This is a genomic window from Streptosporangium sp. DT93 (assembly GCF_049844535.1).
Taxonomy (GTDB): domain Bacteria; phylum Actinomycetota; class Actinomycetes; order Streptosporangiales; family Streptosporangiaceae; genus Streptosporangium.
On the sequence record NZ_JBNCLF010000013.1, the window covers coordinates 149,090 to 174,222 of the forward strand.

The following is a 25,133-nucleotide window of genomic DNA, read 5'->3' on the forward strand; positions in this document are numbered from 1 at the left end:
GCGGAGTGGCGGCGGGGCGGGAGGCTCAGCCGGTCTCGTCCTGGCGGGCGCTGAGCAGCTGCCACCACTGGGCCAGGGTCGGCCTCTCGGCCAGCTCGACGAAGGTGGTCTCCACGCCGCGGGCGCGCCAGCGTTCCACCAGGCTCATCACCCGGATCGAGTCGAGGCCGCGGTCGAGGAGGTCGTCGTGGTCGTCGATGGCGTCGGCGGGCTCGGCGAGGATCTCGGCGACGTCGGAACGGACGTGTTCGAAGGTCAGCATCGGCCGTTCACCGGTCCCTGGCCGGCGTGGAGCACGGCACCGGTCCCGCGGGGGCCGGTGGCCGGTGTCGCCGCGGTGCCGCGGGGGGCGCGGGCCGGCACCTCGCGGGGCGCTGGGGGGATGGGCACGTCGTTTCCTCTCTCGGCGGTGTCCCGTGGACCCTGCGGACCCCCTCGGGACGTCCCGCGGCCTGCCCGGGGGCGTTCCGGCCGTGCCCGGGGGGCGCGGCCGGGGACACGTCCGGGGCACGGTCGAGGGCACCTCCGAGGGTGTGTCCGGGCATGGTCGAAGGCACGTCCGGGGACATGGCCGGGCGCACGCCGGAGGGCGTGTCGCGAGCAGGTCCCCAGGCGTGCTCCGGGCATGACGGATCAGCCCTGGCCCGGAGGGGCCGGGGTTCGGTGGTGATCGTCATCGGGGTATCTTTAAGGTAAGGCTTACCTAAAGTCCACTGATCCATCCGAAATGTCAAGTGGGCGATTTGGGGTGAAAAATCATTGCTTGTCGCGCCTTGACAGGGGGCCTCGCACCATGGATGGTAAGGCGAGCCTAACCTAAATTGATCAGAATGAGGTGTGTCGTGCCGTCGTCGGACGAACGAGATCTGAACGGCAGGATCGCCTTGGTCACCGGAGCCGGGAGGGGGATCGGCGCCGCCGTCGCCCGCGCGCTGACCGCCGCCGGGGCCACCGTCGCCGGGCTCGACCTGCTGCCCGGCGCGGACTACCGGGCCGACGTCTCCGACCCCGCCCAGGTCGAGGCCGTCGTGGAGAGCGTCGAGCGCGAGCTCGGCCCGATCGGCGTCCTGGTCAACGTCGCCGGGGTGTTCTCCACCGGCTCCGTGGTGGACACCGACGACGCCCGCTGGGAGCGCACGCTGGCGGTGAACGCCGGCGGCGTCTTCACCGTCTCCCGGGCCGTGGTGCGGCGGATGATCGCGCGGCGCTCGGGCACGATCGTCACCGTCGCCTCCAACGCCGCCGGCGTGCCCCGGATGGACATGGCCGCGTACGCCGCCTCCAAGGCCGCGGCGGCGATGTTCACCCGCTGCCTGGGGCTGGAGGTCGCCGCGCACGGCATCCGCTGCAACGTGGTCTCCCCCGGCTCCACCGACACGGCGATGCAGCAGGGGCTGGACCGCGACGCGGTGCTCCGCGGCGACCCGGACACCTTCCGGGTGGGCATACCGCTGCGCCGGGTGGCCGACCCCGGCGACATCGCCGAGGCCGTGCTCTTCCTGGCCTCCGACCGCGCCCGGCACATCACCATGCAGGACCTGTACGTCGACGGCGGCGCCACGCTACGGGCCTGACGACCGCCTTCCCTTCTCATACGAGGTCAGCCTTGACGATCGCATACGAGGCGGTCACCGCCACCGAGCTCCTGCGCGAGTACCGCCCCGGTTCCTCCTTCCTGTTCTCCTCCCCCCAGCACACGCTGCTCGCCTCGGGGCGATCCCGCGCCGTCGCCCCGGCCGCGACGCTGGAACTCCTCGCCGGCCGGGTCCGCGAGGCCGGTGAGTTCGTGGTGGGCGCCCTGCCGTTCGACGACCCCGCCTCGGCCCACCTGGTCGTCCCCGAACGCACCCGCTGGGCCGACCCGTTCCTGTTCGGCCGCCCCTCCTCCCCGGAGCCGTCCGGCGGCGACTGGACGATCACGCCGGTCCCCTCCCCCGAGGGCCACCTGCGCGCCGTGGAGCGGGCCCTGCGGCTGCTGGAGGACGGCGAGCTGGACAAGGTCGTGCTGGCCAGGACGCTGGAGCTGACCGGGGGCGGCCCGGCCGACGTCGGCGCGATGCTGCGCGGCCTCGCCGCCCGCGACCCCAACGGCCACACCTTCGCCGTCCCGCTGCCCGGGGCGCGCACCCTGGTCGGCGCCAGTCCCGAACTCCTCGTCGCCCGCTCCGGCTCCACGGTCACCACCAACCCGATGGCCGGTTCCGCCGCCCGCCACCCCGACCCGGACGAGGACCGCCGCCGCGCCGCCGCGCTGCTGTGCTCGGCCAAGGACCAGCACGAGCACGCCGTCGTCGTCCGGGCCGTCACCGACGCCCTGCGGCCGTACTGCAGGGGGCTGAGCGTGCCGACCCAGCCCTCGCTGATCTGCACCGCCACCATGTGGCACCTGTCCACCAGGATCACCGGACGCCTCGGCGACGAGCGCACCAGCGCCCTGGACCTGGCCGTCGCCCTGCACCCCACCCCGGCCGTCTGCGGCACCCCGGCCGACACCGCCAAGAAGGTCATCGCCGACCTCGAACCCTTCGACCGGGGCTTCTACAGCGGCATGGTCGGCTGGTCGGACGCCTCCGGCGACGGGGAGTGGGCGGTGACGATCCGCTGCGCCGAGGTGGGCACCGACCGGCTGCGGCTGTTCGCGGGGGGCGGCATCGTCGCCGGCTCGCGGCCCGCGGACGAGCTGGCCGAGACCTCCGCCAAGTTCCGGACCCTGCTGCTGGCCCTCGGACTCGACCCGGCCCTGTGACCGGCCCCGTGACCGGCCTCCCCTCCCCCGACCTCTCCCGATCCGCACCGGAGGACGCCATGAGCGACCCGAACGACGCGTTCGTCCCCTACCCGCCGGAGTACGCCGCCCGCTACCGGGCGGCCGGGTACTGGCGCGGCGAGACCTTCGGCGCGCTGCTGCGCGACCGGGCCGCCGAGCACGGCGAGCGGATCGCCCTGGTGGAGGGGGCCGAGCGCTGGAGCTACCGGGAGCTCGACGAACGGGCCGACCGGCTGGCCGCGGGCCTGGCGGGCATCGGCGTCGGCCGCGGCGACCGCGTCGTGGTCCAGCTCCCCAACCGGCTCACCTTCTACGAGGTGTGCTTCGCGCTGTTCCGGATCGGCGCGCTGCCCGTCTTCGCGCTGCCCGCCCACCGCTCCGCCGAGATCGGCGCCTTCCGCAACCTCACCGACGCCGTGGCGCTGGTCGTGCCGGACGTGCACGCCGGCTTCGACCACCGCGAGCTGGCCGCCGGGTTCCCGAACGTGATCGTCGACGGCGACCCGGGGCCGTACCTGGCCCTGGACGCGCTGCGCCGCACGCCGGTGAGCCTGCCGGAGCCCGCCCCCGGCGACGTGGCCTTCCTGCAGCTCTCCGGCGGCAGCACCGGGGTGCCCAAGCTGATCCCCCGCACCCACGACGACTACATCTACAGCCTGCGGGGCAGCGCGGAGATCTGCGAGCTGACCCCCGACAGCGTCTACCTGTGCGCGCTGCCGTGCGCCCACAACTTCCCGATGAGCTCCCCGGGCGTGTTCGGCACCCTGTACGCCGGGGGGCGTTCCGTGCTCGCCCCGCAGCCGACGCCCGACGTGGCCTTCCCGCTGATCGAGGCCGAGGGGGTCACGATCACCGGCCTGGTGCCCCCGCTCGCGCTGGTCTGGCTGGAGGCCGCGGCCCGTACCCCGTGCGACCTGTCCAGTCTCCAACTGCTCCAGGTCGGCGGCGCCAAGCTCGGCGAGGAGGTCGCCCGGCGCGTCCGGCCGGCCCTGGGCTGCACCCTGCAGCAGGTCTTCGGCATGGCCGAGGGCCTGGTCAACTACACGCGGACCGACGACGACGAGGAGACGATCGTCACCACCCAGGGGCTTCCCATCTCCCCCGACGACGAGATCCTCATCGTCGACGACGACGACCGTCCGGTCGCCGAGGGGGAGACCGGCCACCTGCTCACCCGCGGCCCGTACACGATCCGCGGCTACTACCGCAACGCCGACCACGACAAGACGGCCTTCACCGCCGACGGCTTCTACCGCACCGGCGACCTGGTACGGCGCACGCCCACCGGTCACCTGGTCGTCGAGGGCCGCGCCAAGGACCAGATCAACCGCGGCGGGGAGAAGATCGCCGCCGCGGAGGTCGAGAACCACCTGCTGGCCCACCCCGGCGTGCACGACGTGTCCGTGGTCGCCGTCCCCGATCCCTACCTCGGCGAGCGCACCTGCGCCTACGTGGTCCCCCGGGGCGAGCGGCCCACCGCCGGGACGCTCAAGGCGTTCCTGCGGCAACGCGGCCTGGCCGCGTACAAGATCCCCGACCGGGTCGAGATCGTGGACGCGCTGCCGACCACGGCCGTCGGGAAGATCAGCAAGGCCGGGCTCCGGTCCCTCCCCTCCCCCGCAGAAGGGCTCTGACCATGTCCCTCCCCGCCATCGCCCCCTACCCGATGCCCGGTCCCGGCGACCTGCCCGACAACCGCGTCGACTGGCGTCCGGACCCCCGGCGCGCGCTGCTGCTCGTCCACGACATGCAGAACCACTTCGTCAACGCCTTCACCCCCCGGCGGGAGCCGCTGAACGAGCTGATGACCAACATCGGCCTGCTGCGCGCCACCGGCGTCCCGGTGGTGTTCTCCGCGCAGCCCGGCGCGCAGGACCCGGGCCGGCGCGGCCTGCTGAAGGACTTCTGGGGCGCCGGCATCGGCGGCGACGGCCACAGCCAGGCCATCGTGGACGAGCTGGCCCCCGCTCCGGCGGACGTGCTGCTGACCAAGTGGCGCTACAGCGCCTTCCAGCGCACCGAACTGCTGACGATCATGCGCGAGTCCGGACGCGACCAGCTCATCATCTGCGGGATCTACGCGCACATCGGGTGCCTGATGACGGCGTGCGAGGCGTTCATGAGCGACATCCAGACCTTCCTGGTCTCCGACGCGGTCGCCGACTTCTCCGCCGACTACCACCGGATGGCCCTGAGCTACGCGGCGGAGCGGTGCGCGGTGGTCATGCCCACCCACCGCCTGCTCGACGAGCTCGCGGCCACCGGCGCGAGCCACGCGAGCCGCTGACCGGGCCGCCCCTCCCCGCTCAGGCGAGCCCCCCGGCGGCGCGAGCGGCCGGCCGGGCGGAGCCGCCCCCCTCCGGAGCCGCCGGGCGCCGGAGGGAGGGGAGAGGGGGCCGGGGGTCAGCCGGCCGCCTGGAAGGCGCGGCCCGCCGCGGTGGCGGCGCCGTTGCTCCGGAACAGGCCGCTGCCCGGCTCGGTGTCGGAGGAGGGCAGGCCGAACCAGGCGTAGCGCTGCACGTACGGCAGGGAGGCCAGCATCCCGGTGGAGGCCGTGACGAAGGCGGCCTGCTGGGCGTCGGTGGGGAAGCGGACCCCGCCGGAGAAGTCGATCAGGGCGAACTCGGTCAGCCAGATCGGCTTGCGGTAGCGCTCGTGCACCGCCTGGAGGTAGGACCTGAGCTGCCCCACCGCGGCCTCGGTGCGGAAGTCACCGCCGTACCAGTGCAGGGTGACGAAGTCGACGCGGTGCCCCTTCTGGGACGCCCCGGTCATGAACCGGTCCAGCCAGCCGCCAGGGGTGGCGCCACCGTAGGCGACGGCGGGGCTGCCGACCTTCTGGCCGGTCGCGGTCAGCCTCGGCCACAGTGACAGCGCCTTCTCCACGCTCATGTTCGACTGCTCGGCCAGATCGGGCTCGTTGAAGCCGAGCAGGTACGGGCCGGCGGCCTTCGCCCGGGCCAGGTTCTCGTCGGTGACGCTCGCCGCCCCCCAGATCATCGGGACGAACTCCGCCGACCTGGGGGTGGTGACACCGTCGTGGTGCGGCGCCCACGTGTAGTACCAGCTCGCGCCGGAGGCGGCGAGGGCCGCGCTGACACCGGGTGCCTGCCAGACACCCACTCCCTTCTTGGCGGAGGTCTCCGCGGGGACCTCAGGAATCGGGGTGGCCGGGGTGGTCGGGGTGGTCGGGGTGCTCGGGCGGGAGGTCGGCGTCCTGGTCGGGGTGGCGCTCGGGCCGGAGGTGGGCTTCCGGGTCGGGGTCGCGCTCGGCCCTCCGGGCGTCCTGGTCGGGGTGGCGCTCGGGCCGGAGGTGGGCTTCCGGGTCGGGACGGTGCCCGGCTTCGTGGCGGTCGGGGTGGCGCCCGGGGTGGGAGCGGCCGTCCCCTTGCCGAAGACCTGGAACTCCCAGAGCGAGACGCCGTACCGGCTGGATCGCGCCGTGGCGTGGAGCCGCACGTAACGGCCGGTGGCCGACACGTCGAGGGTCCGCACGCCGCCCCTGCCCGCGGTCTCGCGGTGGATCGTCGTCCACCGCCCGCCGCCGGTGGAGGTCTGGATCCGGAACGCGGTGGCGTGGGCGTGCTCCCAGTTCAGCACGATCTTCCTGATCGCGGTGGGCCGGCCCAGGTCCACCTGCAGCCACTGGGGGTCCTCGAACCTGCTGGACCAGCGGGTGTCGCTCCTGCCGTCGACCGCGGCGGCGGCGGACAGGTCACCCCGCTCGGACGAGGAGGCCAGGGCCGCGCGGCCCTGCGACACGGGGGTCTCCGCCGCGCCCGCCGGCAGGGCGGCGCCCGTCACGGACGCGCCCAGAACGGCGGCGAGGACACCGGCGAGCGCGGCCCGGCGCATCCGGCGGCCGGTTCCGCGACCCGCGGCAGTACTGCGCTGAACAGTCGTGATCATACGGATGAAGGCCCTTCGTACGGGGAGTCGAGGCCGGACATCCGTGCGTGTCCGGCCGGCTCGGGCACGCCTCCCCGGCCGGATTCGGCGGCCGGGCGAACGCGTTCCCGTACAGGAGACGGGCGCGGGGCACGAGGACAACGAAAACCCCGGAACCCGGAGGGCTCGCCCGGGCGGTGAGTCCACATCGTGAAGGCGCCCGGCCGGGAGTGGTCCGCCTTTCGGTCCCTCGTTGTTCGAAAAGCACTGTACTTTACATTGTAGATCAGAGAATACGCGCAGTCAGGCCCGGGGCGCGAAGGATCCGGAGATCAGTGCCGGTCGGCGACGGCGGCGACGGCCCGCAGTCCCGCCACCACCTCGGACGCCTTCGGGGCCCGCTCGGGGTCGGTGAGCCACTGCACCATCACCCCCGAGAGCAGGGCCAGCTGCACCGCTCCCAGTGACCGTACGGAGTCGTCCGCGACCGCATCCTCCTCGACGCCCAGCAGGATCGCCGCCAGGCCGCGCCGGCCCTCGTCCTGGGCCCCGGCCAGGTACCGGCGCAGCTCGTCCGAGTGCTCGGCCTGGAGCAGCGCCTCGACCGTGGCGATCCACAGCTTCCGGTGGGTGCCGAACGACTCGACGACCCTCGCCCACATGGCCTCGTACCGCCCGCCGGAGGCTCCCTCGGCGGGGTCGGCCAGGGTGCGCCCGGTCTCCGAGCCCCACTCGTCGATCGCCTCGATGAGCGCCGCGTTCAGCAGGGCCTCCCGCGACCCGAAGTGATAGCCGATGGCCGCCATGCTGACCCCCCCGGAGGCCGCGGCGATGTCACGGACCGTGGTCCGCGCCCACCCCCTCTCCTCCAGGCAACGACGGGCGCCGGCGAGCAGGTCCTCGCGATTTCCCATGCACGGATCGTAGTGGAGGCGTCATGCGAACGTCTTATGCATTCGCATTAGGCAATCGCATTGCGCATATGCCCAAAAATCCCTATGGTCATCCCATCGAACGAACGGAGACACCATGACCGCCACCCGGGCCGCATTCACCGTCGACGGCCGCCGGCTGTCCTACCTGGACTTCGGCGGCACCGGCCGCCCCCTGCTGGCCCTGCACGGCCACATGTCGGAGGCCGCGAGTTTCACCGGCCTGGCCGCCGCCCTGTCCCCCGGATGGCGCCTGATCGCCCTCGACCAGCGAGGGCACGGCCGTTCCGACCGCGCCGCCGACTACTCCCGGGAGGGGTACGTCGCCGACGCCGTGGCCCTCCTGGACCATCTGGGACTCGACCGGGTCGTCGTCCTCGGGCATTCGCTCGGCGGTGTCAACGCCTACCAGCTCGCCGCCCGCCACCCCGCCCGGGTGAGCGCCCTCGTCAACGCCGACGCCCCCGCGTGCCTCGGTCTCGACGGCCACAACCCCCTGGCCTTCGTCCTGGACCTGCCCTACGAGGCCCCCACCCGCCAGGAACTCGTCGACGGCATGGGCCCGATGGCCTCCTTCTTCGGACACCTCCCGCGTGAGCGCCCCGACGGCACCTGGTCCCTGCCCTTCCATCCCCGGGACATCGTCGACTCCGAGGACCTCGTCCACGGTGACCACTGGGACGACTGGCTGGCCGGCACCTGCCCCGCCCTGCTGATCCGTCCCACCCGTGGCGTCATCCCCGCCGACCAGGCGCGGGCCATGGTCGACCGCCGTCCCGGCACCCGCATGGTCGAACTGGACACCGACCACTTCGTGTACGCCGGCGACCCGGACGGCTTCGCCTCGGCGGTCGACGAGTTCCTGACCCATCTCGGGACCGGCGACCTCACGCCCAGGTGACACCGTCCCTGCACCGGACGCCCCGCCCTCCCGGTCATACCGCCACGATGCGGCCCGCGGGATCGCGATCCCGCCGGCGCCGTACCCGGAGGGCACGCGACGATCGTGGCCCTGCCGGGGCCGGTACCGGCGCGGGCCTCCCTCCGCGCCGTCCGATCTGGCACGCTCTCGTCCGCGAGCGCTCACCGGTGGGGGCGGCGTAGGCGCCGGAGTGCCTCGTCCCCGCCCCGGTCCTGGCTCCGATATCGGAAAGGGATCCTTCATGCGTTACCGACTGCTGGGCCGGACCGGGCTGCGCGTGTCCGAGCTGTTCTTCGGCGCGATGTCCTTCTACGAGCGCGGGGACGCCTCGCGGGAGTACCGCGCCATGCTCGACGCCTACGCGGACGCCGGGGGCAACGTCATCGACACGGCGTCGGCGTACGGGGAGAGCGAGAGCGTCCTCGGCGAGCTCCTGGAGGGCCGCCGCGACCGTTTCGTCGTCTGCACCAAGTACACGATCTCCCGTGACCACGGCGACCCGAACGCCGCCGGCAACCACCGCAAGAACCTCGTCCTGTCGCTGGAGGAGAGCCTGCGGCGGCTGCGCACCGACTACGTCGACCTGTACTGGGTGCATCTGTGGGACCGGCACACCCCGGTGGAGGAGACGATGCGCGCGCTGGACGACGCGGTCCGCGCCGGGAAGATCCTGTACGTGGGCGTCTCCGACGCCCCGGCCTGGCTGGTCAGCCGCGCCAACACGCTGGCGGAATGGCGGGACTGGACGCCCTTCGCCGGCCTGCAGGTGCCCTACAACCTGCTCAAGCGCGACGCCGAGCGGGAGCTGCTGCCGATGGCGGAGGCGTTCGGGATGAGCGTGGCCGCCTGGGGTCCGCTCGCCGCCGGGGTACTGTCCGGGAAGTTCACCGCGACCGGGGGCGCCGACGGACCAGAGAGGCCCGGGGGGCCCACCCGGGTCGACCCGGCGACCCTCACCGCCCGCGACCACGCCGTCGCGCGCGCCGTGCGGGAGGTCGCCGGCGAGCTGGGGGCCGGCGCGGCCCAGGTCGCGATCGCCTGGACCCGTGCCCGGTACGGCAACGTCCACCCGATCGTCGGCGCGCGCGACGCCGGGCAGCTCACCGAGAACCTGGGCGCGGCCGGTCTCGTCCTGCCCGAGGAGGCGATCGGCCGGCTGGAGGCGGCGACGGGGTTCGAGGTGGGGTTCCCCGGCGACTTCATCGCCGAGTGCGAGGCGAGCCCGTGGGTGTTCGGCGACGCCGAGGTGACCGGACGCCCCCGGAGCTCCTGATCCCCGGCCTCGTCCTCGACGTGCGGGAAAGGGTTCCGGCCCCCGGGACCGCCGGTCTCCTCGACGAGGCGTGGAACGCCATGAGGGCCGCGCCCGGGAAAACGAGAGCGGGTAGGACCGGTTTTCCCGGCACACCGGGGCGGAACCGTCCACCCGTGTCACAACCGGTCGCGGAGGATGCGCGCGACGTGCGCCATGACCCCCTCGGCTACGGTCGAGGCGATGTCACACCGACGGCGTCACACCGACGGCGTCACACCGACGGCGCCGCGTGCCCATCCGTCCCGGCGAACGACAGGAGACCGACATGCGAGGCACCCGCCCCGGCCGCCGTACGGCGGCGTCGCGCGCGACCGCCCTGACGATCTCCCTCCTGGCGGGCGGCGTCGCCTGTGCGGGCACGGCCCCGGTCGTACCCACACAGGCGACCTCGAAGGCGACGGCGACGACGACGACACCGTCGACGACGGCGACGGCGACGGCGAACCCGGCGCCGGGTGAGGCCCGGGCCAGGAGGGAACTGCGCGCGCTGGAGGCCTCCTTCAAGGGCCGCATCGGCGCGTACGCCGTCGACACCGCGACCGGCAGGACCGTCTCCTACCGGTCGGGGGAACGTTTCCCGCTGCTGTCCACCTTCAAGGCGGTCGCCGCCGCGGCCGTGCTGCACAGGGCCCGCGTCTCCGACCCCGGGCTGATGAAAAAGGTCGTGCGCTGGACGACGGCCGATCTGAAGGAGAACTCCCCGATCACCGCAGAGCACGTGAAGGACGGGATGACCGTGGCCGGACTGTGCGAGGCGGCCGTCACCCACAGCGACAACACCGCGGGCAACCTGCTGCTGAGGCGGATCGGCGGCCCCGCCGGCCTGACCCGGTACTTCCGCGCGTTGAAGGACCCGATCTCCCGGCTGGACCGGTGGGAGACCGAGCTCAACGACTGGAGCCCCGGGGAACGGCGTGACACCACGACGCCCGCGTCCATGGGCCGTGACCTGCGCGCCCTCACGGTCGGGAACGCCCTGGACGCCAGGGACCGGGAGCGGCTGAACGCCTGGCTGACCGCGAGCACGACCGGCGCCGCCCGCATCCGCGCGGGCCTGCCGAAGACGTGGAGGGTCGGCGACAAGACCGGCACGAGTTCGGCGTACGGGGCCGCGAACGACATCGCGGTCGTCCGGCCCGGCGGGCCGGCCGCCCCCGTCGTCATGGCGATCTACACCGACCGCGGCGCCGCCGACGCCCCGGTCGACAACGCGATCGTCGCGGAGACCGCGACCGTCCTGGCCCGCGGCCTCGGCAGGCTCTGAGGTCACGACCGGGCGCCGTGGAAACCGCCTGTGATCTTGTACTGGTCTATCCTGGGTCTAGACAGACTGGACAGGAGGTCTCATGGGCGAGTGGCAGGTTCAGGAGGCGAAGCAACGCTTCAGTGAGGTCGTCAGGCGGGCGATGAGCGAGGGCCCCCAGGTGGTCACCCGGCACGGAGAGGAGGTGGCCGTGGTCATCGACATCGCCGAGTATCGCCGTCTCAAAGGGGAGGCTCCCGACTTCGGGCGGTTTCTTCTCGCCGTCCCCGACTGGGACGACGACATCGAGTTCCAGAGGAACCGCGACCTTCCCCGAGAGGTGAATTTCGACTGATGGGCATCGGTTATCTGCTCGACACGAATGTGGTCTCCGAAGTGCGCAGGCGAAACGGGAGCCCGAACGTCAGGGACTGGATAGGCGAGGCTCACGGACCCACGCTCTACCTCAGCAGCCTGACGGTCGGTGAGATCCGCTGCGGGGTCGAGCGCCGCCGACACAGCGACCCCGTACAAGCGGCGGTTCTGGAGCGCTGGCTCCACGGACTTCACCGGCAGTTCAGCGACCGCATCGTTCCCGTCACCTCCGACATCGCGGAGGAGTGGGGCCGGCTGAACGCCGTCCGCCCCCTTCCCACGGCGGACGGCCTGATCGCCGCGACGGCCAGGGTGAACGGATGGACCCTGGTCAGCAGGAACGTCAAGGATTTCGAAGGGACGGGTGTGTCCGTGGTCAACCCCTTCGAGTTGCCGCATTGACGAAAAGACGCGACGGCCCGGCGATCGATCACGCCTGCCACAGCGGTGTTCGGCGCCGGGCGGAAAGCACGTGGGGCCGCCCGCCTCGCGGAAACCCCCGCCCGGGGTCAGCGGCAGTCTGAGTGGGCTCGCACCGAGCACGCAGGAGTGGTCGCACGGGTGTTCGCGGTAGGGGGGTGTAGCCATCGGACCGGCCTGCGGGCCGGTCTCCCAGGGGCTGGAAGGGGTCCGCGGCGGACGGACGCCCGAGGACTTCGCCGGGTGGGACGTGCCAGGTGGCCCGCCGTGATGTGGGCCCTGCGACCGAGGTCTCCTCCACCTCGGGAACGAGAGAGAAATGGCCGCCGTCCCGAAGCGCCGGCCCCCCGCTCACGGCGAGCATGACAGGATGTCCGACTCCTCGACACTCCCCCAGACCTCCGCCTCGCCGACCAAGCGGATCTCCGCACTCGACGCGCTACGCGGCTTCGCGCTGTGCGGCATCATCTTCGTCAACATCCCCCAGACCCTGGGGATGTTCGCCTACGCCGGCCAGTTACCCGACGTGCTGCGCCTGTTCTTCCTCGGCCGCTTCTATCCCATCTTCTACCTGCTGTTCGGCGTGGGATTCGGCATCTTCCTGCGTTCCGCCGCCAAGCGCTCGGACAGACCCAGGCTGCTCCTGCTGAGGCGCTTCATCGCCCTGGCCGTGCTGGGTGCCGTCCTGCACCTGCTGCAACCCGGTGAGGTGCTGCTGCCGTTCGCGATCACCGGTCTGCTCGTCCTGCTGCCCCTCAGTTATCTCCCCCGCCGCGCGCTGCTCGCCGTGGCCCTGGTCCTGATCGTGGTGGGGGTTCTCGCCGGGGTGGGCGGCCTGGGTCTGCTGCCGGGCCTGTTCGCGCTCGGCTTCGCGCTGGCCGAGATGCGGGTGCCCGAAGCCCTCGGCGACCGTCCCGGCGGTCTGGCCGTCCTGGGCGTGGTGGCACTGGCCGTCTGCGGGCTGACGTTCTGGCTCGTCGGCCGGGGAATGCCCGACGCGGCGCAGATCCGGCTCGGGATGACCCTGTCGCTGGCGACCGCGTCCTGCTACGTCGCCGTTTTCCTTCTGCTGCTCCGCACGCCGGTGGGCCCGGCACTGTCCTGGGTGCTCGCTCCGATGGGCAGGATGGCGCTGACCAACTACTTCGGCGCCGCGCTGCTGTTCGTCCCGATCGGCACCGCCATCGGCCTGACCGGTTCCAAGCGCTGGGCGGCCACGGCGCTTCTGGGGATCGGCATACTGGTCCTCCAGGCCGTCGTCAGCAACCTGTGGTTGCGAAGGTTCGGCTACGGCCCGCTGGAGTGGGCCTGGCGGTGCGTGACGTACTGGCGGCTGCTGCCGATCGGCGGCGCCGCGAACGCCGGAAAGGCTCGCGGAACGGGATGAGCGCGTGGAGCAGGGGAATGGCGCGGCTCGGTGTCCGCACGCCCGGGGGGCGTGACGCGCTGGCCGCCGGGGTCCTCATCGCCCTCAGCTCGGCCCGGCTGCTGCCCGTCGTCCACGGGGACCTGCTGGACGGGTTACCCGTCTGGGCGGTGGGCGTCGGCTTCCTCCTGGCCACCGCCGACCTGGCCACCGTCGCCGTCCGGCGCCGGCACGCCGTCCTCGCGCTCGTCGCCGCCACCGCGATCCCGCTGGTGAGCATCCTGCTGCCCACCCGTCCCGCCCTGATCGGCCTCGGCGTCGTGGTCTGCTCCTACACCGTCGCCAGCCGTCTCCCCCTGTCCAGGGGGCCCCTCGTGATCGCCGCCTGCGCGGCCGTCCACACCCTCGGCGGCCTGCTCGGCACGTCCTCCGGCGGGGACCACGGCGGCCTGCTCACCTTCTGGGGCGTGCTCGCGGGTGACGTGCCCGGCATGGTGGCCGCCGTCGCCGCCGCGTACTTCCTCCCCGCCACCGCCGGTTTCTACGTCCAGGCCACCCGGGCCGCCGCGGCCAGGGAGGCCGCGCGCATCGTCCACGAGCGCGAGGAGCGGGCCAGGACCGCCGTCGCCGAGGAGCGGGCCAGGATCGCCAGGGAGCTGCACGACATCGCCGCGCACGACCTGTCGGCGATCGTCATCCAGGCGGGTGCCGCCGACCGCCTCCTCGATCGTGATCCGGCCGCGGTCAGGGCGACGCTGCGCGCGATCAGATCCCAGGGCCGCGACACTCTCGCCGCGCTGCGCGCCCTGGTGGGGCTCATGCGGGAGACCGACCCCGAATCCGTCGACGGCCGGGCGCCCGTCCTGGCGCGCGTGGAGGAGACCGTCCGCCGTTCCCGCGCCACCGGTATGAGCGTCAAGGTCCACGCCTCGGGCCGGCCACGCCCGTTGCCCGTCACCACCGACCTCGCCGTCTCGCGTCTCGTGCGCGAGGCGCTGACCAACGCCCGCCGTCACGCTCCCGGCGCCGCGATCAGCGTGAGGACGGCGTTCGACGACACCGGCTTCGCGGTGACGGTACGCAACACCAGGCCCACCCGCACGCCTCTCCCCCCGGCCTCGGACGGCGGCTACGGCCTGCTCGGCATGCGCGAGCGGGTGAACCACGCGGGCGGTGAACTCAGCGTCGGCCCCCAGCCCGACGGCGGCTGGCTCGTCAGTGCCTCCTTTCCCGTGAGCCGCCCATGACCGCCCTTCCCGAGGACCGCCCGTGACCGCCTTCCCCGGAGCCGCCGGTGACCGTCTTCCCGGGCCGCCACCCGTGAACGTCTTCGCGGGCGGTCGCCCATGACCGTCACCATTCTGATCGCCGACGACCAGGCCGTGGTCCGGGCCGGTTTCCGCACCATCCTGGAGTCCGAGCCCGACCTGCGGATCGTCGGCGAGGCGTGCGACGGCCAGGAGGCGGTCCGCTTGGCCAGGAGCATCCGGCCCGACCTGGTCCTCATGGACGTGCGCATGCCCGTCCTCGACGGCATAGCCGCGACCGAGCAGCTCGCCGGCCCGGGCGTGGAGGACCCGATCTCCGTCCTCGTCGTGACGACGTTCGACCTCGACGAGTACGTCTTCGCCGCCCTGCGCGGCGGCGCGCACGGTTTCCTGCTCAAGGACGTCGAACCCGACCAGCTCGTGGACGCGGTCCGGGTGGTCGCCTCGGGCCAGGGCCTCGTGGCCCCCGGCGTCACCCGTCGCCTCATCGCCGAGTTCGCCCGCACCTCGAAGCGGCCCCGCCCGCTGAAGCCCCTGCCCGCTCTGACGGGCCGCGAGCACGACACTCTCGTGCTCGTCGCCCGGGGCCTGTCCAACGGGGAGATCGCCCGGGCCCTGACGGTGAGCGTGTCCACCGTCAAGACCCACGTGGCCAACCTGCTGGCCAAGATCGGTTGCCGGGACCGCGTCCAGGCGATCATCTACGCGTACGAGCACGGGGTCGTCGAACCTGGCTCGTGAGGCCCGCCGTCACCGGCCGGCGGGCCTCACGGGTGCCGCTCGGTCAGGCAGCAGTCCCCGCACGTCCCACCGTCGGGGACGCGGTAGTACAGGCAGCAGCTCCGCCGCCGGAACTTCAGGCCGGGCCCGGTGAAGGTGCCGGTGCCGCGCAGGTCGCCGATGTCGAGCAGCCCGGCGGCCAGGGAGATCACCGCCCGGCGTGACCCGGGACGGGCCCGCGCGACGGCATGGGCCGCCCCGGCCAGGGCCGACGCCGCGTTCCCCCGCAGGAGTCCGGGCGCCACCTTGACCCGCAGCCCGGCGGCCAGGACCGCCAGCTGTTCCTCCATCACCAGCCGGTAGACCATCCGCGCGAGGGCCTCACCCCGGGGTGCCCACCAGCCCCGGGCCTCCGGCAGCCACAGGGCGGAGGCGTCCGCCCGCTGCCGGAGGCCGCCGAGGTCGGGGACGACGCCGTGCAGCACGGCACAGCCCAGCACCGGCGACCACAGCCTCGACGCGTGGCCGAGCTGGACCACCGAGGCGGCCACGCGCCGTTCCGACAGGCCGTGGCGGTTCGTGAAGGCCGCGACCAGGTGCGCGAGACCGTCGGCGTAGGCGTCCTCGACGGGCCGCCACACCGCGCCGGGCTCACCGGTCGCCACGGAGAAGAACGGTCCCAGCTCGGCGACCTCGGCCAGGGCCGCGGCGACCGATTCCGGCGGGGCGGGACGCGGTGGTGCCATGAACGGGGTCATACCGGTCCGCGCGGCAGGGGTGACGCCGCTCCGTGCGGCCGGCACGACCCGGTGGCGGCCATCTCGGTCACGCGTGTGATCGTTCGACCAGCGCCCTGTGCAGGAGGGTCTCCTCGGAGGTGACCCAGTGGTATCCGGGGCGGACGACACGGACGGGCGTTCCCGGTTCGAGCGTGCCGATCAGGGGTTCGTGGGCCGCCGGGTCGAAGCCCGTCTCCTCGCCCGCGGTGCCGATGGGACGCAGGGCCTGCAGCGCCGCGAGGTCCCGTACCCGTCCCACCACGGTCTCCGGGGTCGCTCCGGCGGTCACCATCTCCTCGGTCTCGGCCGCGAGATCGGCGAGCGCGCGGACGCCGTCGAGCCGGATCCGGCGTTCCTGGGCGGTACGCAGGCCGGTCGCCCTGTCCTCGGCGGTCCGCAGATCACGTTCCAGGCGCTCGTACCGTTCGGCGAGCGCCTGGACCCGCTCCTCCGCCGCCTCGGACGGACCGGACCGGCCGACCGGAACGGACGGGCCGGCCGCCTCGTCGCCCTTCGGAGCGTTCTTCCGACCGGCCTTCTTGTCGGCCTTCCGATCGGCCTTCTTATCGGCGGGGTCGTTCTCGCGGCTCGGCGCGGCCGTCCTCGACACGTCCGCCTTCTCCGGCACCTCGCTCACCGCGGCCGCGGAAGCCCTCGCGACCGCGGAAGCCTGCGGGATCGCGGGGCCCGTGGAGGAGGTTCCCGACGACGTCGCCTCGGGAACCGCGGAAGCCTCGCGGGGAGCGTCAAGGACCGTTTCGGGAACCGCGGAAGCCGCCCGGGAGGGCTCGGGGGCCGGTTCGGAGACCGCGGAAGCCGCCTGGAAGGGCGCGGGAACCGATGTGGGAGCCGGGGAACCGGCCGCCTCGGGAGCCGGAGAGCCGATCACTTCGGGAGCCGGGGAACCGGCCGCCTCGGGAGCCGGAGCCTGCGGGGAAACGTCCGGTGCCGAAGGCTCCGGGGAGGCGGGAGCCGACGAGGGGGCGACCGCGTCCCTGGTCCGGTCCGGCCGCTTCCACCGGTAGGTGTTCGCCTTGATCTGCACGTCGTCGTGCCTGGCCAGTCTCGCCTGCAGGCTCCGCCACGTCCGGTCGACGATCGCCGGGTCCAGGCCCAGCTCGACGAGCAGCTCCTTGATCGCCGGCGCCTTGAGTCCCTTCGGGCTCTCGCGAAGGAGGTCCAGGACCACGGTGACGGGATCGGCCGTGAAGCGCTCGATGAGGGAGGGCAGGTCCATCAGGAACTGGTGCCGCCGGGTGCCGACGACGGCCAGGAGGTTCTCACCGCCGAGCCGTACGTTCTCCTCCACCACGTCGTCGTCGTTCCACCGGACCCTGGCGAGGGTTCCGGTGCGCGAGAGCACCGCTCCCACGCGGAGCCGCTCATCCGGACCCTGCGGCCTGCGTACCGCGACCTCGACTCGATCCACGACAGCAACTGTAGGGGCATCGGCCCGGTGCCACGGTCACCGGGACGGACACCCGAGAGGGACAGGCACCCGAGAGGGACGGACGCTCGGCGGGGGCCTGGACGCCGCCGTCGCCGCGCGAGCGGGGCGTCCCCGGCCGGCGCGGCCGTCGCCGCGCGGGCTCGGCACGTGACCCGCCGTCCCGGTGGCGGGGACCTCAGGCGGCGGCGTCGGCGAGAGCCTGGAACAGGCGCCGGGGGTCCTCGGCCAGGCGGTTGCACACGTACAGCCACCATTCGGTGCCGAAGACGACGTACTCGCGGGTGGGGTGGCCGCGCTCGGCCATCGCGGCGAGACGGTCGGGCCCGAGGCCCAGCAGGGTCTCGAACTCCCACGGCGCGCTCTCGTGGCCCTTCCCGCCGAGGTGGTGGTCGATACGGTCGATCAGGTCCCGGTCGTGGGTCGCGAACGAGCACACGTGCCCGGAGTCGGCCAGCGTCTCGGCGTGGCGCAGGTAGGCGGCGGGGAGCGCGGCGTCCTCGCGGGCGTAGGCGACGTCCTCCGGTTCCAGGAAGGCCCCCTTGACCAGGCGGATCCGGCCCGGCAGGGTCAGGAGCGCCTCCAGGTCGTCGCCGGTGCGGTGCAGCCTCGCCTGGACGGTGATCCCGACGTGGTCGAAGTGCTCGCACAGTGCGCGGTGCACCGCCAGGACCGCGTCGGTGCGGTCGGAGCCCTCGGCGGAGACGACCATCTCCCGGCCGGTGGCGGCGGTGGCCCGGGCGATGCGGACGGCGTTCTCCAGGGCGAGTTCCCGGTCGATCGCCAGGCCGATGTGCGAGAGGTCGAGGGAGACCGAGCAGCCCCGCGGGAGGCGGTGGGCGGCGTCGACGAACACGTCCGTCTCGGCGCGGGCCCGCTCGGGGTCGCGGCAGCTCTCCCCCATGTACTCGGCGTTCGCGCGGTGGCCGCTCGCGATGATCTCCGCCACGCGGCCCAGGGCGTCCTCGAGGTCGTCGCCGGCCACGAAGCGCCGGGCCACCCGCCGGGCGATGGGGCCGAGCACCGGGTCGGCGGGGACGCGCCACTTGAGGTCCTCGTCCAGCGCGAGCGTGCGCAGGACCTGGGCCGCCCGCGCGGAGGCGTCGTCGGTGCCGGTGAGGTGGTTGATCGTCATCGTACGCCTAGCTGTCGCAGGTGGGGAGGGAGAGGGGGGAAAGCCGCAGGAGCGGGACCGCGCCGATCCGTCGGCGGGCCGGACGGCCACCTCCAGCCTTCCAGCCCTCTCCCTCATCAAAAAGTGGCAGGAATGCCTAATATAGTGAAATTACTGCCACTGAGGCTTGTAAAACCTGCTTCCACCCGCCAGGAGGATCCCCATGCTGAGCGACGTCGCCGTTCTGGCGCTCGACGGCGGGCACGCGTTCGAGCTCGGGGTGTTCTGCGAGGTCTTCGGCATGGACCGCGGTGACGACGGCCTGCCGGGCTACGACTTCGCCGTCGTCTCGGCCACGGGAGGAAGGGTGCGGACCAGGCACGGCTTCCACGTCGAGACCCCGCACGGGCTGGAGCGGCTGGAGTCGGCCGACCTCATCGGCGTCCCGGCCTCCGATCCGGACGTACGCCACCCCGAGGAGCTGTACGAGGCACTCCGGGCGGCGGTACGGCGCGGGGCGCGCGTGCTCAGCATCTGCTCCGGCGCCTTCCTGCTCGGCGAGGCCGGGCTGCTGGACGGCCGCCGCTGCACCACCCACTGGCGCTACGGCGACGAGCTCGCCCGCCGCTACCCGCGTGCCCGCGTCGAGACGGACGTCCTCTACGTCGACGAGGACCCGGTCATCACCGGGGCCGGCACCGCGGCCGGGATCGACACCTGCCTGCACCTGGTGCGCAAGGAACAGGGCAGCGCCGTCGCGAGCGACATCGCCCGGCGGATGGTGGCCCCGCCCTACCGCGACGGCGGCCAGAGCCAGTACGTCAAACGCCCGGACATCACGCCCGGCACCGGCCACCTGGCGCCGCTGCTCGTCTGGCTGGAGGCCAACCTCCACGAGGAGCTGACCGTGGACGGCATGGCCCGCCGCGCCGGCATGTCCCCGCGCACGTTCGCCCGCCGCTTCCACGAGGAGATCGGGACCACACCGCTCCAGTGGCTCACCGGCCAGCGCGTCCTGCTGGCCCAGCACCGCCTGGAGAACACCGACGAGCCGATCACCATCGTGGCCGAACGGGCCGGGTTCGGCTCGGTCGCCACGCTGCGCCACCATTTCGCCCGGCGCGTGGGAACCACGCCCCATGGGTACCGGCGCGCCTTCCGCGGCCTGGCGGACGACCGGTCCCGGCGGTAGGCGGCACTCCCATGAGCCTGCCCGCCCAGCGGCAGGCGACGTCCCGCAAGCCTGTCCCCCCTCCGGCAGGCGACGTCCCACGAGCCCGTCCCCCTCAGGCAGGCGACGTCCCACGAGCCCGTCCCCCTCAGGCAGGCGACGTCCCACGAGCCCGTCCCCCTCAGGCCGGGGGCCGCGTCCCCCACGAGCACGCGGCCCCCGGCGAACCGCGCGGCCTCCGCCCCCCGGTCTTCTACGAGCGCACGACCGCCACGGTGCAGCGGGCGTGGTGCAGGACGCCCCGGGAGACCGATCCCAGCAGCAGCGAGCCCAGGCCACCGCGGCCGTGGGAGCCGACGACGACCAGGTCGCCGCCCTGGGACGCCTCGACGAGCGCGTCGACGGGGTGCGCGCAGCGGACGTCCTCGACGAGATCCACCCCGGGGTACTTCCGCCGCCAGGCGGCGAGCCGGTCGGCCACGACCGCGTACTGGGCGGCGCGGATGTCGTCCATGGCGTAGGCGACCTCCGGGGCGAAGGCGTGCACCGGAAGCTGCCAGGCGTGGACCGCGCGCAGTGTGGCGCCGCGCAGACCCGCCTGGTGGAAGGCGTAGGCGAGGGCGGGTTCGCAGGCGTCGGAGTCGTCGACGCCGACCGTGATCTCGTCGCGCGCCGGCCCGGTGACCGGACGGACCACCACGACCGGGCAGTGCGCGTGCCCGGCGACGTGCATGCTCACCGAGCCGAGGAGGGCCGCGGCGAAGCCGCCGAGCCCCCGGGTGCCGATGACGACCTCCTCGGCCCCCTGCCCCTGGTCGCGCAGGACCAGCGAGGCCGCTCCCTCGATCAGGGCGGTGCTCACCTCGACGAGGGGGCGCCGGGCGCGCGCCGTGGCCTCGGCCTCGGCCAGCACCCGGCGGGCGTCCCTGGTGATCACGTCCTCCTCCAGGACGATGGACCTGGGGATGTCGTACGGGCGGCGCAGCACCGCGGTGACGACGCGCAGCGGCAGACCCGTGCGGGCGGCGTCGTCGGCGGCCCACTCGACGGCTGCGGTCGCACCGGCGGAGCCGTCGGTTCCGACGATGATCGGACCGGACATGGCCGTTCCCCTTCCTGTCCCGGAGGGTCCCTCGGACCCTTCCCCACCATCGGACCTCGGCCGGGGGCCCGGCCCCCAGGGTCGCAGGTCCCGACCTCACCGCCTCAGGACAGGGCCTTTCGTCCCTCCGCGCAAGGAGACCCGCCGCACGCGACCGAACGGGCCGTACGAGGTCCCCGCCCGCGGCCGTCCTCCGCGCCGGAGACCCCGCCGCACGCGACCGGCGGCCCCGCGTGGGAAGACCCCGCCGCACGCGACCGAACGGGCCGCCGGGTCCGTGGGACCGAAGTCCCGGGTGAGAGGGTCCTTCGGCCGCTGCGGGGATCGCCGGGCCGTGGTCGTATGGGGGCGAACCGAGGATCGGACACGTCGAGGAGGCCCGCATGACGGCGTACGCGATGGTGGGAACGGACGGCTCGGTCCCGGTGGGCGGGGCGGCCGTGCCCGGCCCGGCCGGTCACGGCGTCCGGCGCCACGTCCGGCACCACGTCCGGCACCCGGTCGCCGTGACCCGCGCCGCCGGGGAGGCGTGATGGAGACCTCCCCGGAGATCGCCTCGGTGCTGCGGGCGGCGGTCGAGGCCGGCAGGTGGGCACCGTCGGTGCACAACACCCAGCCCTGGTCGTTCGTCGTCGACGGCCCCGAACTCGCGCTGCGCGCCGACGACGAGCGCAGGCTGCGCCTGGGCGACGCCACCGGCCGGCAGATGCTGATCGGCTGCGGAGCGGCCCTGCTCAACGTCCGTCTCGCGCTGCGCGCCCTGGGCCACGAGCCCGTGGTGCGCGTCCTGCCCGACCCCGACCGGCCCGCCCTGGTGGCCACCGTGCGCGCCGGACGGGCCGTGGCCGCCGACGACGACACCCGGTCGCTGTACGCCGAGATCGAACGCCGGCGCACCCACCGGGCCGGTTTCACCGATCTTCCCGTCCCCGACCGGCTCCTGCGGGCCCTCGTCGCCCGCGCCGCGAGCGAGGGGGCGCACCTGCACCCGGTGACCTCCGGGACCGAGACCCGCATCCTGGCCCAGATCACCGGCGCCGCCCAGGACGCCCTGTCGCGCGACCGGCCCGCCGACCTGGAGGTGGCCCGCTGGGCCCGTCCCCCGGGCGGCGCCCGCACCGACGGCGTACCCGCCACGGGGTATCCCCGCGAGCCCCGGACCACCCGGCCGCACTTCGCCCAGCGCGACTATGCCCACGGTCATCCCTGGGGCGGGGACGACGACCAGTCCCTCTCCGCCTCGACGGGCGTGGTCGCGGTCCTCACCACCGCCGGTGACCTGCGCGCCGACCAGGTCGCCGCCGGGCAGGCCCTGCAGCGTCTCCTGCTGCACGCCTGCGCCCACGGCGTCAGCGCGGCCTTCCACACCCAGGCCCTGGAGAACCCCCACCTGCGCGCGTTCCTGGGCGAGGAGCTCTGCGCCGGACGCCACCCACAGATGATCATGAGGTTGGGCGTCACGTTCGACCGCCCCTCGGCCGTCCGGCGCCCCGTCGGCGACATCCTCGACGAACGCTGACCGACGGGCGTGCCGGCCGGGGGCGTCCGGCTCCCGGCACGCTCCCCGAAGTTCCCACCCGGCAGCCCTGGTCCGCGCCCCTGTTCTGCGGCCCTGTTCCGCGGCCCTGGTCCGTGACCCCTGTCAGACCTCCACCGAGGACAGGCGGCGGCCGGTGATGTGCTCGGTCCCCACCACGATGTAGTGGTCCCGGCCTCCCGCCGCCCAGGTGTGCAGCGGGAGCCCGGCCAGGTACTCGATCTCCTCGGGTTCGCACACCGCCCGCGCGGGCCCGACCACCGTCACCGACCACCCGGTACGCGTCACGGGGGCGAACGCGTCGGCCTCGAACGCCACGATCGCGTCCCGTGCCGCCACGGCCAGCTTGGAGCCGAGCGCGGTACGGATCACCACCCGCTCGGCGTCCAGGGCGAAGTTGACCGGCTGCACCGCGGGCAGGGCGCGATCGGTGAACACGATGCGCCCGATCGGGACCGACCCCAGAAGCGCCAGGCATTCCTGCCGGGAAAGGATCTGCAGACCTGCCGAGTCGAGCCTCATGCCCTCCAGGCTGCCTCGCGCCCCCGGGCGGACGTCAGAGGCCAAAGTCCCCTCCTTCGCGGCGATCCGCCCCGGCCGCCCGGCACCGCCCCTGAGCAGGCGTTCTCACCATCGGTTTCCCTCACGGGTTAGCCACCGCGACGTGAGGGCACGAGGAGGATATGGCACAGGTGTTCGACCAGCGGGAGCCCGCGATGAAGCTGCCCACACCCCGAGGTCCCCTCACGACCCTCCTCTTCGAAGAGCTGGCGAGCCCGCCGCACCGTTTCGACCCGCCCTCCTTCTCCCCTCGGGGACCGGCCCTGTACGACGAGGACCTGCAACTGGCCCTGTTCGCCTGCTACGAGCTGCACTACCGGGGCTTCGACGGGGTGGACGACGCGTGGGAGTGGAACCCCTCGCTGCTCGCGCTGCGACAGGACCTCGAACGTATTTTCGAGGAGGGCCTGCGCCGCGTCGTCCCCCTCCCGCCCTCTCCTCCGTCCGGCACGCCCATGCGCCACGCGCTGGCCGATCTGGTGGCGGCCACCGACGGCGGCCCCGGGCTCGCGGCCTTCCTGGCCAGGAAGGCCGACCTGGAGCAGTTCCGGGAGTTCGTCGTCCACCGCTCCGTCTACCACCTCAAGGAGGCCGATCCCCACACCTGGGCCATCCCCCGGCTGCACGGCCGCGCCAAGGCGGCCCTCGTGGAGATCCAGACCGACGAGTACGGCGGCGGCCGCCTCGACCGCATGCACTCCGAGCTGTTCCGCGCCACCATGCGCGCCCTGGACCTGGACGACTCCTACGGCGCCCACCTGGACCGGGTCCCGGCCCTCACCCTGGCGATCGGCAACACCATGTCGCTGTTCGGTCTGCACCGCCGCCACCGCGGAGCCCTGCTCGGCCACCTCGCCGCCTTCGAGATGACCTCCTCGCTGCCCAACCTCACCTACGCCCGGGGGCTGCGGAGGCTGGGCGGCGACGACGCGGCCTGCCGCTTCTACGACGAGCACGTCCAGGCCGACGCCGCCCACGAGCAGATCGCCGCCCACGACATGTGCGGCGGGTTCGCCGCCGCCGAGCCCGCCCTCGCCCAGGACGTCCTGTACGGCGCGGCCTGCGGCCTGACCCTGGACCGCCTCTTCGCCGAGCACCTCATGGACAGCTGGCGGCACGGCGCCACCTCGCTGCGCCGGGCCGACCTGATGGCGGCGGGCCGGTGAGCGGGCCGGCGGCGACCATGGAGTACGTCCTGCCGCTGCGCTGGGAGGAGGACGGCGGCCTGGACGAGCTCACCGCCTACCTGCGCGGGCTGGCCCGCCTCGTGGACGTCACCGTCGTCGACGGCTCGCCGTCCCCCCTGTTCGAACGGCACGCCGGCCGCTGGAGGGGCCTGGTGCGCCACGTCCGCCCCGACGCCGACCTGTGCTTCGCCAACGGCAAGGTCAACGGGGTGGTCACCGGCATGCGCCTGGCCCGCGCCGAGCGCGTCGTCATCGCCGACGACGACGTGCGCTACGGCGAGGCCGAGCTCGCCAGGCTCGGCGACCTGCTGGGCGCCGCCGACCTGGTCCGCCCGCAGAACTACTTCGACCCGCTGCCCTGGCACGCCCACTGGGACACCGCCCGCACCCTCCTCAACCGTGCCCTGGGCGCCGACTATCCCGGCACGTTCGGCATCCGGCGCTCGACCTTCGAGGCGATGGGCGGCTACGACGGCGACGTGCTGTTCGAGAACCTCGAACTCATCCGCACCGTCCGCGCCCACGGCGGGCGCGAGGACCGCCCGCTGGACCTCTACGTCCGCCGCCTGCCCCCGGACCCGGCCAGGTTCTGGTCCCAGCGCGTCCGCCAGGCCTACGACGACATGGCGCAGCCGGCCCGGATGGCGCTCTTCCTGGCCGTCGCCCCCCTGACGGCCGCCGGCCTGCTGCGGCGCCGTCACCGCCTAATCCTCGCCGGTGCCGTCCTGACGATCGCGATGGCCGAGAGCGGCCGCCGCAGGGCGGGCGGGCACAGGGTCTTCCCGCCGGCCAGTGTTCTGTTCGCCCCCGTCTGGGTGCTGGAACGCGCCGTCTGCGTCTGGTTGGCCCTCGCCTCCCGCCTCGTCCACGGCGGCGTGCACTACGCGGGCCGCCGCCTGCGGACCCCCGCGCATCCCGTACGCCACCTCAGGAAGTCCCTCCGCGGGCGGGCCGGCGCCCCTCACCGCCCGCCGCCGGGCGGCACCGCCGGTGACCGGTGAGCGAAGGCGCCGGCGGGT

General features: G+C 73.6%; 25 protein-coding genes. 17 read left to right on the forward strand and 8 right to left on the reverse strand.

Annotation, left to right across the window (positions count from 1 at the left end):
* Positions 1-25: 25 nt before the first annotated feature.
* Positions 26-262, reverse strand: coding sequence for a phosphopantetheine-binding protein (locus ACLQ2R_RS25960; RefSeq protein WP_386240560.1), 237 nt, complete (start codon positions 260-262; stop codon positions 26-28).
* Positions 263-842: 580 nt separating this feature from the next.
* Here ACLQ2R_RS25960 and ACLQ2R_RS25965 point away from each other — a divergent pair.
* Genes ACLQ2R_RS25965 through ACLQ2R_RS25980 form a run of 4 tightly spaced genes read left to right on the forward strand, consistent with a single transcriptional unit; the run spans position 843 to position 5,054 of the window.
* Entirely contained in the window at positions 843-1,574 is a 732-nt protein-coding gene (locus tag ACLQ2R_RS25965) for a 2,3-dihydro-2,3-dihydroxybenzoate dehydrogenase (protein ID WP_425963195.1), read from the forward strand.
* Positions 1,575-1,606: 32 nt separating this feature from the next.
* Positions 1,607-2,746, forward strand: a complete 1,140-nt coding sequence (locus tag ACLQ2R_RS25970) for an isochorismate synthase (RefSeq protein WP_425963196.1) — start codon at positions 1,607-1,609, stop codon at positions 2,744-2,746.
* Positions 2,747-2,805: 59 nt separating this feature from the next.
* Positions 2,806-4,401, forward strand: coding sequence for a (2,3-dihydroxybenzoyl)adenylate synthase (locus tag ACLQ2R_RS25975; protein ID WP_425963197.1), 1,596 nt, complete (start codon positions 2,806-2,808; stop codon positions 4,399-4,401).
* Between the two features lie 2 nt (positions 4,402-4,403).
* Positions 4,404-5,054 (forward strand): isochorismatase family protein, encoded by a 651-nt coding sequence (locus ACLQ2R_RS25980; RefSeq protein ID WP_425963198.1) that lies wholly within the window; start codon positions 4,404-4,406, stop codon positions 5,052-5,054.
* A 116-nt stretch (positions 5,055-5,170) separates the two neighbouring features.
* Here the strand turns inward: ACLQ2R_RS25980 and ACLQ2R_RS25985 are convergent, their stop codons facing one another.
* Together ACLQ2R_RS25985 and ACLQ2R_RS25990 are read right to left on the reverse strand one after the other, a co-directional pair.
* Positions 5,171-6,676, reverse strand: a complete 1,506-nt coding sequence (locus tag ACLQ2R_RS25985) for a glycosyl hydrolase (protein WP_425963199.1) — start codon at positions 6,674-6,676, stop codon at positions 5,171-5,173.
* 311 nt (positions 6,677-6,987) lie between these two features.
* Complete coding sequence (locus ACLQ2R_RS25990; RefSeq protein ID WP_425963200.1) at positions 6,988-7,569, reverse strand: TetR/AcrR family transcriptional regulator; 582 nt, start codon at positions 7,567-7,569, stop codon at positions 6,988-6,990.
* A gap of 115 nt (positions 7,570-7,684) precedes the next feature.
* On the opposite strand from ACLQ2R_RS25990, the gene ACLQ2R_RS25995 reads away from it, so the two are divergent.
* From ACLQ2R_RS25995 to ACLQ2R_RS26030, 8 genes are all read left to right on the forward strand, one after another.
* Positions 7,685-8,488, forward strand: a complete 804-nt coding sequence (locus ACLQ2R_RS25995) for an alpha/beta fold hydrolase (RefSeq protein ID WP_425963201.1) — start codon at positions 7,685-7,687, stop codon at positions 8,486-8,488.
* A 262-nt stretch (positions 8,489-8,750) separates the two neighbouring features.
* Positions 8,751-9,782 carry an aldo/keto reductase gene (locus ACLQ2R_RS26000; RefSeq protein WP_425963202.1) on the forward strand — a complete coding sequence of 344 codons (1,032 nt, stop codon included), beginning with the start codon at positions 8,751-8,753 and terminating at the stop codon, positions 9,780-9,782.
* A 307-nt stretch (positions 9,783-10,089) separates the two neighbouring features.
* On the forward strand, positions 10,090-11,088 hold the full coding sequence (gene bla, locus ACLQ2R_RS26005; protein ID WP_425963203.1) for a class A beta-lactamase: 999 nt from the start codon (positions 10,090-10,092) through the stop codon (positions 11,086-11,088).
* 82 nt (positions 11,089-11,170) lie between these two features.
* Entirely contained in the window at positions 11,171-11,422 is a 252-nt protein-coding gene (locus tag ACLQ2R_RS26010; RefSeq protein ID WP_425963204.1) for a type II toxin-antitoxin system Phd/YefM family antitoxin, read from the forward strand.
* Entirely contained in the window at positions 11,422-11,844 is a 423-nt protein-coding gene (locus ACLQ2R_RS26015; RefSeq protein WP_425963205.1) for a type II toxin-antitoxin system VapC family toxin, read from the forward strand. Before ACLQ2R_RS26010 ends, ACLQ2R_RS26015 begins: the two co-directional genes overlap by 1 nt.
* 388 nt (positions 11,845-12,232) lie before the next feature.
* On the forward strand, positions 12,233-13,249 hold the full coding sequence (locus ACLQ2R_RS26020) for a DUF418 domain-containing protein (RefSeq protein WP_425963206.1): 1,017 nt from the start codon (positions 12,233-12,235) through the stop codon (positions 13,247-13,249).
* Positions 13,250-13,266: 17 nt separating this feature from the next.
* Complete coding sequence (locus ACLQ2R_RS26025) at positions 13,267-14,475, forward strand: sensor histidine kinase (RefSeq protein ID WP_425963208.1); 1,209 nt, start codon at positions 13,267-13,269, stop codon at positions 14,473-14,475.
* Between the two features lie 99 nt (positions 14,476-14,574).
* Entirely contained in the window at positions 14,575-15,237 is a 663-nt protein-coding gene (locus ACLQ2R_RS26030) for a response regulator (protein WP_425963209.1), read from the forward strand.
* 26 nt (positions 15,238-15,263) lie between these two features.
* On the opposite strand, the gene ACLQ2R_RS26035 is transcribed toward ACLQ2R_RS26030, so the two are convergent.
* From ACLQ2R_RS26035 to ACLQ2R_RS26045, 3 genes are all read right to left on the reverse strand, one after another.
* On the reverse strand, positions 15,264-15,962 hold the full coding sequence (locus ACLQ2R_RS26035; protein ID WP_425963210.1) for a (2Fe-2S)-binding protein: 699 nt from the start codon (positions 15,960-15,962) through the stop codon (positions 15,264-15,266).
* A 79-nt stretch (positions 15,963-16,041) separates the two neighbouring features.
* Positions 16,042-17,424, reverse strand: coding sequence for a hypothetical protein (locus ACLQ2R_RS26040; RefSeq protein WP_425963211.1), 1,383 nt, complete (start codon positions 17,422-17,424; stop codon positions 16,042-16,044).
* A 196-nt stretch (positions 17,425-17,620) separates the two neighbouring features.
* On the reverse strand, positions 17,621-18,577 hold the full coding sequence (locus tag ACLQ2R_RS26045) for a proline dehydrogenase family protein (RefSeq protein WP_425963212.1): 957 nt from the start codon (positions 18,575-18,577) through the stop codon (positions 17,621-17,623).
* A gap of 202 nt (positions 18,578-18,779) precedes the next feature.
* On the opposite strand from ACLQ2R_RS26045, the gene ACLQ2R_RS26050 reads away from it, so the two are divergent.
* Positions 18,780-19,748, forward strand: coding sequence for a helix-turn-helix domain-containing protein (locus ACLQ2R_RS26050; RefSeq protein ID WP_425963213.1), 969 nt, complete (start codon positions 18,780-18,782; stop codon positions 19,746-19,748).
* Positions 19,749-19,980: 232 nt separating this feature from the next.
* Here the strand turns inward: ACLQ2R_RS26050 and ACLQ2R_RS26055 are convergent, their stop codons facing one another.
* Positions 19,981-20,829: a universal stress protein gene (locus tag ACLQ2R_RS26055; RefSeq protein ID WP_425963215.1), complete on the reverse strand. Its 849-nt coding sequence runs from the start codon at positions 20,827-20,829 to the stop codon at positions 19,981-19,983.
* A 383-nt stretch (positions 20,830-21,212) separates the two neighbouring features.
* On the opposite strand from ACLQ2R_RS26055, the gene ACLQ2R_RS26060 reads away from it, so the two are divergent.
* Both ACLQ2R_RS26060 and ACLQ2R_RS26065 read left to right on the forward strand, forming a co-directional pair.
* A complete protein-coding gene (locus ACLQ2R_RS26060) occupies positions 21,213-21,362 on the forward strand; it encodes a hypothetical protein (RefSeq protein ID WP_425963217.1) in 150 nt (49 codons plus the stop codon).
* Positions 21,362-22,348, forward strand: a complete 987-nt coding sequence (locus ACLQ2R_RS26065) for an Acg family FMN-binding oxidoreductase (RefSeq protein WP_425963218.1) — start codon at positions 21,362-21,364, stop codon at positions 22,346-22,348. Before ACLQ2R_RS26060 ends, ACLQ2R_RS26065 begins: the two co-directional genes overlap by 1 nt.
* A 123-nt stretch (positions 22,349-22,471) precedes the next feature.
* Here ACLQ2R_RS26065 and ACLQ2R_RS26070 read toward each other — a convergent pair whose 3' ends face one another.
* Complete coding sequence (locus ACLQ2R_RS26070; protein ID WP_425963335.1) at positions 22,472-22,888, reverse strand: pyridoxamine 5'-phosphate oxidase family protein; 417 nt, start codon at positions 22,886-22,888, stop codon at positions 22,472-22,474.
* Positions 22,889-23,049: 161 nt separating this feature from the next.
* Between ACLQ2R_RS26070 and ACLQ2R_RS26075 the strand changes: the two genes are divergently transcribed.
* Both ACLQ2R_RS26075 and ACLQ2R_RS26080 read left to right on the forward strand, forming a co-directional pair.
* Positions 23,050-24,093, forward strand: a complete 1,044-nt coding sequence (locus tag ACLQ2R_RS26075) for an iron-containing redox enzyme family protein (RefSeq protein ID WP_425963219.1) — start codon at positions 23,050-23,052, stop codon at positions 24,091-24,093.
* The gene (locus ACLQ2R_RS26080) at positions 24,090-25,115 is read left to right on the forward strand and encodes a glycosyltransferase (RefSeq protein WP_425963221.1); all 1,026 of its coding nucleotides are present in this window, start codon (positions 24,090-24,092) and stop codon (positions 25,113-25,115) included. The genes ACLQ2R_RS26075 and ACLQ2R_RS26080 overlap by 4 nt, the downstream gene beginning before the upstream one ends.
* Positions 25,116-25,133: the final 18 nt, after the last annotated feature.